This is a genomic window from Protofrankia sp. CiP1_Cm_nod1 (genome assembly GCF_920888515.1).
GTDB lineage: Bacteria > Actinomycetota > Actinomycetes > Frankiales > Frankiaceae > Protofrankia.
Map to the genome: position 1 here is coordinate 2737 of NZ_CAKKTM010000220.1, position 10018 is coordinate 12754.

Consider the following 10018-nt stretch of genomic DNA (forward strand, 5'->3'; position numbering starts at 1 on the left):
CCCTCGCAGCCTGAATAAACCAGCAGGGCCGCCCGGGAAAACAAATGGCTCTGTTGCATTGGGCGGAGGCAAGGCATGGTGGACCTGTGCCGGGTGGGTGCTCAGACGGCCAGCGCGAGCTCGGTGAAGGCAGCCGTCAGCCGCTGGCGGGGTTCGGCGTCCGTTCCGAGTTCATAGTGGCCGCGGCGGATGTTCTGCACGAACGCCTGCCCGGCGCCGATCACCTGCACGGAACGGAAACGTTTCAGCCCGCGCATCGGCCGCAGCCGCGCCTTGAACCTGCCATGATCGGTTTCGATCGGGTTGTTCGCATACCGGTCGTCGATGTGCTGGGCGGCGGGTAGCTGCTCGTCAAGGACCCGCGGGTAGGCGGCGGCCCGGTCGGTGGTCACCTCGCACGGCCGGCGGCCGTGCGACAGCGCCTGGGTGAAGAAGTATCGGGCCGCGGCCAGGTCCCGATGCTCACTGGCGAGGACGTCGATGACCTGGCCGAACTGGTCGATCGCCCGGTACAGGTAGGTCCACCGACCGGCGACCTTCACCTACGTCTCGTCGACAAACCAACGATCACCCGGCGTGTGCCGGCACGGCCGGGCCGCGTCGATCAGCAGCGGGGTGAACCGGCGCACTCACCGGTAGATCGTGACGTGGTCGACGACGAGACCGCGTTCGGCGAGGAACTCCTCGACGTCGCGGTAGGACAGGGCGTAGCGCAGGTACCAGCGAACCGCCAGCACGATCACCTCGGGTGGGAACCGAAAACCGGCGAACTCCGAAGCTGGGACCGGTGGACGGGCAGGACGTCGACCCATCACCCGATCATGCCCGAGTGGTAGCTGCGGTGGTGGACTTCGCCAACGCAACAGTGCCGTTCCGCGTCAGGGCGTAGAGCAGCGACCACACCATGACCATCCAGCCTGCCCGGCACAGACCCCGTCCGGTAGGCAAACACCCAGGTCACCGCCCGAATCGGGATTCCGGAGCCCCACAGGATCGCCACGGACACCCTCGGTCTGCTGGTCGCGGTGGTCGTGGTCGCCGCCAGCGTGCACGACCACACCATCGGCACCGCCCTGCTGGACCGGGTGGCCGCCGCGGCACCATCGATACGTAAGGCGTGGGTGGACGCCGGGTTCACAAACACCGTCGTCGCCCACGGGGCCGGCCTGGGAATCGACGTGGAGGTCGTCGGGCGTGCCGCGGGGACGCGGGGGTTCACCCCGCTGCCCCAGCGGTGGAGAGTCGAACAGGCCTTCGGCACGCTGATGCTGCACCGCCGCCTCGCCCGGGACTACGAGACGCGACCGCCAGCACGACCGCGATGATCCACTGGTCGATGGTGGACGTGATGACCCGCCGGCTGACCGGCACCACCACCCCGACCTGGCGGGACCCGCCGGCCTGACCGGGACGGGAGGACCCGGCGCACGACAAGGGAGCGGGATGTCGACACAGCGGCTGCTGGAACAGATCGAGACCCGACGGACACGCCTCGGACGCACCGTCGAGCAGCTACGAGAACAGATCACCGAACTGCGTGACCAGCTCACCGCCACCGAGCACACCCTGGAACGACTGGAGATCACCCGCCAGACGGTGCTGGAGCTGTCCGCCGAGGCCACCCACGCCCCAGCGGAACCGCTGCCGCCAGGGTATCGAGAGGTGCTGGCCGTGTTCACCCCCGACCACGACGGGCTGCACGCCAAGGACGTCTGCCTGGCCCTGGGCACCGGCACCGGACCCCGCCATATCGAGGGCATCCGGGCCAAGCTGAAACGGCTGGTCGAACGCGGTGTTCTCACCGAACCCGATCCCGGCCTGTTCGTCCTCCCTCACTCCACCCCATAGATCAACCCAGACCGGAAACCGGCGAATCACCACAGAACGCCCACTGAGGGCTACGGGCGAGAGGAAGGCTGGACGGATGAATAGCGTGAACCCTTGTTGATGCTTCGTAACCGCAGCTCTCCGGGTGGTGTGTGGTGCCGGGGTGACAGGGACTGGCCGTTGAGAAGCGGCGGGCGGCGGCCGAGGACTGATGATCGGTCGTGGGAACACTGAGCAAACGAGTCCGGCGTCAGATCCGAATTGTTGGTGTCGGTGTCGCGTACATGCTGGCCTGCCGTGCTACGGCCGCGTGGCCGTGAGTTATTTGGAACGCGGTGCTGTGACCCGGCTTTGGTGCTCGGTGGACGGGCGCACCGCGCGTTCGGCCAGGCGGATCACGGCGCGTCTGGGCAGGACGCGGGGAAGCTTCGTGACGAGTGTGTTCCCGAGGCCGTCGACAGCTGTCGGTCGGCCGCGGTCGATCGCTCGCAGGGCGGTCGCCACCGCCTGTTCGGGTGAGCGGCGGCGGCCGACCGACGCTTCCTGCGCGCCGACGACCTCGAAGAACGGCGTGTCGGTGGAGCCGGGGCACAGCGCGACTACCTGGACTCCGGCGGGCTTCGCCTCCGCCCAGAGCGCTTCGGTGAAGGAGAGCACGAACGCCTTGGTCGCGGCGTAGACCGCCATGTGCGCGACGGGCTGGAACGCCGCGGTGCTCGCGACATTGATGACGGTGCCGCGCCCGCGCGTGACCATGGCGGGCAGGAACCGGGCGGTCAGCACGACCACGGCCTCGCAGTTCAGTCGCACCTGTCCCACCAGGCGGTCCCGGTCGGTCGAGACCACGTCGCCGTGGGTCGCGAAACCGGCGTTGTTGACCAGGACGTCGATCGGCCGGCCGAGCGCCTCCAGCCGTCCGGCGATCTCGTCCACGGCGCTGGGCTGCTCGAGGTCCACCGCGATCACCTTGGTGTGCACCTGGTACTGCCGGGTGAGGTCCGCCGCGTGCGCCACGAGCTTGTCCTCGCTGCGGGCGACCAGCACGAGGTCGGCGCCGCGGGCGGCGAGCTCACGCGCGAAGACCACGCCGATGCCGGTCGACGCGCCCGTCACGAGTGCCGTCTGTCCGCTGAGGTCCATTTTCATCTCCATACCATCTGGTCGGTTTTTTTTGAGGGTACGGGTTCCCCGCATGATTCCGTCACACCGTCGATCTTTGGTCCGGGTGTGCTGGCGGGCGGGGGTCAGCTCTTCCCCGGAGACGGTCGCGGAGTGCTGTCGGCAGCGGGCTCGGAAAGGCCGTCGGCTGGGCTACCGGGTTCGCACAAGGCCCACTCCACGAGCTGGCCCAGGACCTTGGCTCGGTCGATGAATCGGGACGGCCCGGCCGGTTCGTCAAGAACGTCGGTCAGCGACTTGAGCCCGTCGAACGCGGCGACGAGTACGGCGGCGACCGCGTCGGGGTCGAGGCCAGTGCGCAGATCGCCCTCGGACTGACCGCGGCGCACGATGTCCGCGACAGCCTCCACCCACTCCGCCATCGGCCGGCCGACCCGGTCGGCGAGGTCGGGTTCGGCCGCCAGCTCCCGGGCCAGCCGGGTGACGGTCCACGTCGCAGGCTCGGTCACGATCAGGTCCAGCATCGCTGGGACCAGGTCGCGAAGCTGATCCACGGCGCGAGGCCGGGACGCCAGGCGTGTGCCGACCTGCTCCAGCAGGTGGGTCTTCTGGCCGGCCAGCACGGCGAGCGCCAGGTCGGACTTGGAGCGGAAGTAGAAGTAGAACGCCCCCTTGGTCATGCCTGACGCCTCGATCAGGTCGGCCATGGTGGCCACGGCATAGCCACGCTCGGCGAACACCCGCCCGGCCGTGCGCAGCAAGAAGGCGCGCGTGGCCTCGCCCTTCGCCGTAGCCGGCCTCGTCACAGCCGCACCGCCTGCCATGTGTCCAAGATAAAACCAACCGGACGGTATGTCGACGACTGACTTGTGGGCTCACGGGCACCACGGAGCGACGACGTCGGACCGGACGGCGTCTGATCCGTTCCTGGGTCAGGTCGGCGACGGGGTGGTCGGGCCGTGGCGGCTGAAGGTCGCGACCGCGATAGGGGCGTCGTCCGTTGTAGTGCGTGACATATTCGACCAGGACGGTACGGAGGCGCCGTTCACTGAAGATCATAATCCGGTCGGTGACCTCGGTCCGGACCGTGCGGACGAACCGTTGCGCGTAGGCGTTCGCCCGCGGAGTTCGGGGCGGGATCGTGACCGTGGTGATGCCGGCGTCGGCGAGGATCGCGTCGAAGGACGCGGTGAACTGCCCGGCCCGGTCGCGGACCAGGAAGTGGAAGTCGGCCGCCCGGTCACCGAGGTCCACCAGGAGGTTCCGGATTTGTTGGGTGGTCCACGGTCCGTCCGGGTTGCGGTGACCCCGTGGACGTGGACGTGGACGTGACGGGAGCCGACCTCCACGACGAAGAAGCAGTACAGACGCCGCAGCGTCACGGCGCGGTCCGCCTGGAAGAAGTCGACCGCCAGCATGGTCGATGCCTGGGCGCGCAGGAACTGCCGCCACGTCGTGTCGGTCTGGCGTTTCGGGGCCGGAGCAGCCTGAGGGACGTCAGGATTCGGCGGATCGTGGACGCGCCGACCCGGTGGCCGAGCTTGAGTAGCTCACCCTGGATCCGCTGGTACCCCCACGTCGTGTTCTCGGTCGCGAGTCGTGCGATGAGGGTCGCGATCTTCGTGCTGGCCGGCGGTCGTCCAGCCCGCTGCGGGTAGGTCCACTTTCGTGTGACCAGACGGCGATACCACCGTAGGACGGTTCCTGGGGTGATCAGCCGGTGCGCTCGCAGCGTCTTCGGCAGAAGCTGGATCCGTGCGGCGAGTACCGCCCGGTCCGCCCAGTCTCACCGGGGCTTGGGCTGGGTGCGGCGTAGCACCGCGACCTCGTGCCGCAGCACGAGCAACTCGATGTCCTTGGACGCCGACGAACGGCCGAGTAGGACCAGCCAGCCACACACCCGCACGAAGATCAGACAGAGCGGGCGCGCGGACATAGCTGACCATCATGCCGACAGTCGCGCCGTCACATCATCCCAGCTCACAGACCCAAGCCGACTTCTGGCACCCCACAGGCGGCAGGGCGAGACACCCTGCCGCTGATCGCAAGCTGATTGCATGTAAATTTCGAGCATGCAGACAGCCCGTGTCCGCGTGGCGCGGCGCGGCGCACGGCAGGCTTCCTCCGACCGGCCCGCGCATCGCGCTCACACATACAGGGATGGCGTCCCGAGCTGCCGCCCGGTCGTATGTTGCAGGTCCCCGGCCGCGGGGAGGTTTTCGTGCGGCAGACCCGGGCCGACCGGGACGGTGTACTGCCGGTGTTGCTGCTGCACGGGTGGACCTGGTCGCTGGACGTCAATTTCTTCGGGTTGCTGCCACCGCTGTCCCAGCGGCATCCGATTGTCGGCCTGGACCAGCGTGGCCACGGACGCGGACTGCCGATCGCCGGGGAGTTCTCCATCGCCGACTGCGCCGAAGACGTCATAGCGGTGCTCGACGTCCTGAATATCGACCGCGTGATCGTGTGCGGATTCTCCCTCGGCGGCTTGGTGGGAACGCATATGGCGTTGGCTCATCCGCAGCGGGTCGCGGGCCTGGTCCTGACAGCTTGCGCACTGAACTACCGGCAGAACCGCCGCGACCGCCTGTTGTGGACCACTCTTGCGACGGCAGCCCCGCTGGCTCTCCTCAAACGACACACTGTGCCGCCCCGCCTTGCAACGGCAACTGGCCGACCAGCTCGGGGCACATGTCATCCCGGTAGCAGCCGATCATGATCTTCCGGTGGTCCATCCCGACCTGTTCGCCACCGCCGTGCTGGACGCAGTTGCCAGGGTGAACGCCCGCGTGAGCGGGGCGTAGCGCTGCTCGGTCGCGCTCATTTCCACGCCGTGCCTTCCCCGGGGCCTCGGCATGATGATTGATCCACAACTAGGCGCTACGCTATGTAGCCAGGAGCGGGAGGACTCGATTCCGGTCGCCGGCGATTCTCTCGGTCGCCTGACAAGGTGACAAACGGCGTTATCGACATTTTTGTCGGCCTTGTCGACCCGGGTTCCGGACGCGTCCCGTCCAGCCCGGACGGGACGCCGGCCGCCGTGACCGTGGTCGCCGCGAGCGTGCACGACAACACCATCGGCGTCACGTTACTGGTCTCCTGAACTGTCGACGTATATTGCTGCCAAGCGGGACACGGTGCTTACGGTTAAGGCAGGCGTGATGGGAGACCAAGTCGATGTCGGCCGGGCGCCCGGCGAGTCGGACAACCTGACTGTGCGAGCATCGGAGCGCCCGTGGAGTGGGCGTAGCGCCGCTTCCCGTGGCCCGCTCAAGATCTTCTACTCCTATGCTCACGAGGATGAGCCGATCCTGGCGGAGTTACGCAAGCATCTCGCGCCGCTTCGTCATGAGCAGATCGTCGTGGACTGGTATGACCGCGAGCTCCTGCCCGGGGCTGACTGGGATTCGGAGATCAGCTCTCGCCTCGAGTCGGCGGACATAGTGATCGCTCTCCTGTCTGCGGACTTCGTCGCCTCGCAGTACGCGTATGGCCGGGAGTTGCGCAGGGCACTTGAGCTGCACGATCGAGGCAGCTTGGCGCTGGTTCCCGTGGTCGTTCGTCCGTGTCGCTGGGAACGCCTGCCGGTCGCGCGCCTACAGGTGCTGCCGGAAGATGCAAAGCCGATCACTAGCTGGGGAGAGCCGGACCGGGCATACCTGTCGGTGGCGGTCGGCGTTGAACGTGCGGTGCGGGGCTTGCTCTCGCGCAGCGAAAGCCTTGTCGATGACTGGCTCGAATCCCGCGTCATCCGGCGTCGTGTGATCAGACAAATTCAGGATTACCTGCGGGTCCTCGGCTACTACAGAGGGCCGATCGATGGCATTCCAGGCGTGGGAACCGAGCATGCCGTGCAGGCGTTTCAACGCCGCGCTGGTATCAAGGCCGACGCGATGATCGGCCCGGAGGTGATCCGCCGTCTCGAAGACGCCGTTAACTCCGGCGCCGCAGCGTCGTCGGGTCAGCCGACCTGAAAGGCATACTTCCAGCACGAGCCGGTCCAAGATCTCTTGTCCGGCCCCCCGTCCGCGCTGGCACGCCCGTACCCTCGCCGGCCGGTTCGCCGGCGAGCTAACCCGCGTCAGCCCTACCCGCCACGGCCAAGCCGGAGCTCACTTACGAACCCGCCTGCCTTGCCGCCGGTTCCGCTTTCGCATGTGATCGGGATGGGTTGCGAGACGGGTCGCGAATTTCGGGCGGCAGGGCTACGGCGTTGGATGCCGGTAACCGGATTCGTCGCTCTTCCGGTAGCTACCTGACACTGTGGGTGGAGCCCCGAGTATGAGTGCCATGAGCCCTTCCGTTGATGATCAAAGTCAGGCGCGCCGCGCCGGTGGGGGTGGCAGTGGCCGCCCCCACGTACGGGTCCCCAATGAACGGGTCCTCTTCGTGCGGATGCGCACGTCGCAGGACCGCGCGGCCGATGCGATCACGTCGTTTGCGGGTTCCCTGCCGTTCGTGTATCTCCACGCCATCTGGTTCGGTGTCTGGGTTCTGCTGAACGAGGGCGTGTTCGGCCGGGCTGGCGTCTTCGATCCGTATCCGTTCGGACTGCTCACGATGATCGTCAGCCTGGAAGCGATCTTCCTGTCCACCTTCGTGATGGTGAGCCAGAACCGCGAGGCGGCACGGCAGAACCTGCGGGCCGAACTCGATTTTGAAACCGACCTGCGGGCCATGGTGTGGTCTGCCCACATCGGTACGGCTCTTGGTCTCGACCCCGAGGAGATCGAGCGGCACGCCCAGGAGATCATCGCGCAGGCCAGGGCGGACATCGTTCAGCCGTCCGCGCCCCCGCGGTTCTCGGAGATCACGAACGAGACTCATCCCTGAAACGACCGTCGCGGGGACGACTACGTGAGTCAGGATGTCGACGAGGCCGCTTTCCTGAAGAGCAGTCTGATTCAGAGCGTCGTCCTCGGAAACTCCTGATGATCGGTGAAGCAGTCGGCCGGTCCGGGATCGGCGGCACGTACGACATCGTGTGACACGTCAGGTCCATCAGGTTGCCCCTTGCGGTCGCGCGTCGAGGAGATCCGGGCGGCCGGGCAGCGTGAACGTCGAGCTCGGAGCCGTCCCGACAGCGGCGCGGCGATGAGCGGGGCGGCGGGCAGCGCGGCAGTCCGAGTTCGATAGCGCGCCACGACGGTGACCTGCCCCATCACGCCGTCGAAGCTGGCGAGGCCTCGCCGTCGAGGACGGTGGCGGTGATCGCGGCCGCGTCGGTCACGATCGACGCGTCGCGGGCGGTACGCGCGAGCAGGAGCGCGCCTTCGAGCGTGGCGACTGCCCAGCGGGCCAGACGCCGGGCCTCCGCTGCGGGCCGGCCTGCCCATCTGAGTTTGTCGGCGAGGGGCTCGGCCCAACGCTCGAATGCGGCGCTCGAGGTCTCCGCGACCGCGTCCGTGATGCCGGCGAGCTCCAGGGCGACCGTCGCGACGGGGCAGCCGCGCTCGTAGCCGGACTCTCGGAGGTCCGCCGCCTGCTTCGCGGCGATCGCCGCGACAAGCTCACCAGGTGTGCGCGCCGCGGCGGCGAGGTGATCGATCAGCTCTCGGACCCGGTCACCGCTGAACGCGATCGACTCGACGGCGAGCTCCTCCTTCCCGCCCGGGAAGTGGTGGTAGAACGAGCCCTTCGGCGCCCCGCTGGCGGCGAGGATCGTCTCCAGGCCGGTCGCCGCGTACCCCTGGCGGCGGAACAGGTCGGCAGCGGCAGCGATTGCGGCGCCGCGGGCGGTTGAGGTTCTCGGCATCTGGACTCCCTTGGACTCCTTGTCTTTCGCTGCCGGCCATACTATGGTGGGCGCCATACTATGGCGATCGCCATAGTATTAGTCGGAGAGGACGCCCTCATGCCCGTCGTCACCGTTCAGATCCCGGCCGGTTCGCTCGACCCCGTACAGAAGTCCGAGCTCATCGCCCGGATCACCGACGCCGTCGTCGAGGTCGAGAAGGCCGAAGCGATCCGTCCGTACGTCTACGTAATCGTCGACGAGACGAGCCGCGACGGATACGGACTCGCGGGCACCCCCGTCGACGTCACGCTGGCGAAGGCCGCGCAGCGATGACCCTCGACGGCCGCACAGCGCTCGTCACCGGGTCGACGTCCGGCATCGGCCGGGCCGCCGCCGAAGCACTCGCCGCTCGCGGCGCCCACGTCATCGTCACCGGGCGCGACGCGGCGAAGGCGGCGGAGGTCGTCGCCGGGATCGAGCACGCCAGCGGGGTCGCGCGGCCGGTCATCGCCGATCTCGCGACCCCCAGCGGCCTCACCGCGCTCGCCGCCCTCGACGACGTCGACATTCTCGTCAACAACGCCGGGTACTACCGGTTCGCGCCAACCACGGCGACGAACCAGGCCCTCTTCGACGCGTTGGTCGACGTGAACCTGCGCGCCCCGTTCCTCCTCGGCCAGGCGCTGATCCCGAAGATGGCCGCGCGCGGGCACGGCGCTGTCGTCAACGTCTCGACCGTCGCCGCGCGGGTCGGCACGTCGACATCGGCGGCCTACGGCGCAGTCAAGGCCGGACTCGAATCGATCACCCGCGCGTGGGCGGCCGAGTTCGGCCCGTCCGGTGTGAACGTCAACGCCATCGCGGTGGGCCCCACCCACACTCCCGGCACTGACGCCGTCGTCCAGGTCCTTGAGGGCCTCACCCGCGCCTTCCCGCTCGGCCGCCTGTTCCGGCCGGAGGAGATCGCGGATGCGATCGCGTACCTCGCCGGGGCCGACTATCTCCACGGGGCAACGCTCGCTGTCGACGGCGGCGCGAGCGTGGTCGTACCCGCGCCGCGGTAGCCACCGACCGTGTGACGCGCCGGAACGCTTCATCTGCGCTCGTGACCGCCTGGCTGGACCTTCCGTGACTCACGAATCGAGCTTGCCCACCGGAGCATCGTACCGTTCAGCCACCGACACGACCCGCACCGGAACCGTCACTACGAGCCCTCAGGCCGTCGTGGTGAGCGATAAGGAAAAGGCGCATCAGATGCGTCAGATGGGGACCAGGAAGGCGAGCGAAAGCGAACCGCTGTCGAAGTGTCGAAACCAGATCAGACGGTATCGAAAC

Annotated in this window: 10 protein-coding genes and 3 pseudogenes; 8 read left to right on the forward strand and 5 right to left on the reverse strand. The window is 68.0% G+C overall.

The genetic code is table 11. The features are described 5' to 3' along the window. Positions 1–101: 101 nt before the first annotated feature. Positions 102–812, reverse strand: a pseudogene (locus tag NBX02_RS10220) (IS6 family transposase). A 180-nt stretch (positions 813–992) separates the two neighbouring features. Here NBX02_RS10220 and NBX02_RS10225 point away from each other — a divergent pair. Then, a pseudogene (locus NBX02_RS10225) lies at positions 993–1405 on the forward strand (transposase); the annotation flags it as partial. A 38-nt stretch (positions 1406–1443) separates the two neighbouring features. Beyond that, positions 1444–1848: a hypothetical protein gene (locus tag NBX02_RS10230; RefSeq protein WP_250285613.1), complete on the forward strand. Its 405-nt coding sequence runs from the start codon at positions 1444–1446 to the stop codon at positions 1846–1848. 300 nt (positions 1849–2148) lie between these two features. Here NBX02_RS10230 and NBX02_RS10235 read toward each other — a convergent pair whose 3' ends face one another. The 3 genes and pseudogenes from NBX02_RS10235 to NBX02_RS23060 all read right to left on the reverse strand — a co-directional run. Then, a complete protein-coding gene (locus tag NBX02_RS10235) occupies positions 2149–2967 on the reverse strand; it encodes an SDR family NAD(P)-dependent oxidoreductase (protein WP_250285614.1) in 819 nt (272 codons plus the stop codon). A 104-nt stretch (positions 2968–3071) separates the two neighbouring features. Then, a complete protein-coding gene (locus tag NBX02_RS10240; protein WP_250285615.1) occupies positions 3072–3752 on the reverse strand; it encodes a TetR family transcriptional regulator in 681 nt (226 codons plus the stop codon). A gap of 97 nt (positions 3753–3849) precedes the next feature. After that, a pseudogene (locus NBX02_RS23060) lies at positions 3850–4882 on the reverse strand (integrase core domain-containing protein); the annotation flags it as partial. Positions 4883–5167: 285 nt separating this feature from the next. On the opposite strand from NBX02_RS23060, the gene NBX02_RS10255 reads away from it, so the two are divergent. From NBX02_RS10255 to NBX02_RS10270, 4 genes are all read left to right on the forward strand, one after another. Then, positions 5168–5665, forward strand: coding sequence for an alpha/beta fold hydrolase (locus tag NBX02_RS10255; RefSeq protein ID WP_250291120.1), 498 nt, complete (start codon positions 5168–5170; stop codon positions 5663–5665). A 231-nt stretch (positions 5666–5896) separates the two neighbouring features. Further along, entirely contained in the window at positions 5897–6049 is a 153-nt protein-coding gene (locus tag NBX02_RS10260) for a hypothetical protein (protein WP_250287220.1), read from the forward strand. Between the two features lie 34 nt (positions 6050–6083). Further along, a complete protein-coding gene (locus NBX02_RS10265) occupies positions 6084–6920 on the forward strand; it encodes a TIR domain-containing protein (protein ID WP_250287218.1) in 837 nt (278 codons plus the stop codon). 316 nt (positions 6921–7236) lie between these two features. Next, positions 7237–7779 carry a DUF1003 domain-containing protein gene (locus NBX02_RS10270; RefSeq protein WP_250287224.1) on the forward strand — a complete coding sequence of 181 codons (543 nt, stop codon included), beginning with the start codon at positions 7237–7239 and terminating at the stop codon, positions 7777–7779. 328 nt (positions 7780–8107) lie between these two features. Here NBX02_RS10270 and NBX02_RS10275 read toward each other — a convergent pair whose 3' ends face one another. Beyond that, on the reverse strand, positions 8108–8701 hold the full coding sequence (locus NBX02_RS10275; RefSeq protein ID WP_250287216.1) for a TetR/AcrR family transcriptional regulator: 594 nt from the start codon (positions 8699–8701) through the stop codon (positions 8108–8110). Between the two features lie 99 nt (positions 8702–8800). Between NBX02_RS10275 and NBX02_RS10280 the strand changes: the two genes are divergently transcribed. Together NBX02_RS10280 and NBX02_RS10285 are read left to right on the forward strand one after the other, a co-directional pair. Continuing rightward, complete coding sequence (locus NBX02_RS10280) at positions 8801–9016, forward strand: tautomerase family protein (protein ID WP_250287214.1); 216 nt, start codon at positions 8801–8803, stop codon at positions 9014–9016. Further along, complete coding sequence (locus NBX02_RS10285; protein ID WP_250287212.1) at positions 9013–9747, forward strand: SDR family oxidoreductase; 735 nt, start codon at positions 9013–9015, stop codon at positions 9745–9747. Before NBX02_RS10280 ends, NBX02_RS10285 begins: the two co-directional genes overlap by 4 nt. The last annotated feature ends 271 nt before the right edge of the window (positions 9748–10018 follow it).

Bases quoted from the DNA above. Each gene is read 5' to 3' on its own strand.
- NBX02_RS10230 (WP_250285613.1), top strand. From the start codon at position 1,444: ATGTCGACACAGCGGCTGCTGGAACAGATCGAGACCCGACGGACACGC.
- NBX02_RS10235 (WP_250285614.1), bottom strand. From the start codon at position 2,967: ATGGACCTCAGCGGACAGACGGCACTCGTGACGGGCGCGTCGACCGGC.
- NBX02_RS10270 (WP_250287224.1), top strand. From the start codon at position 7,237: ATGAGCCCTTCCGTTGATGATCAAAGTCAGGCGCGCCGCGCCGGTGGG.
- NBX02_RS10275 (WP_250287216.1), bottom strand. From the start codon at position 8,701: ATGCCGAGAACCTCAACCGCCCGCGGCGCCGCAATCGCTGCCGCTGCC.
- NBX02_RS10280 (WP_250287214.1), top strand. From the start codon at position 8,801: ATGCCCGTCGTCACCGTTCAGATCCCGGCCGGTTCGCTCGACCCCGTA.
- NBX02_RS10285 (WP_250287212.1), top strand. From the start codon at position 9,013: ATGACCCTCGACGGCCGCACAGCGCTCGTCACCGGGTCGACGTCCGGC.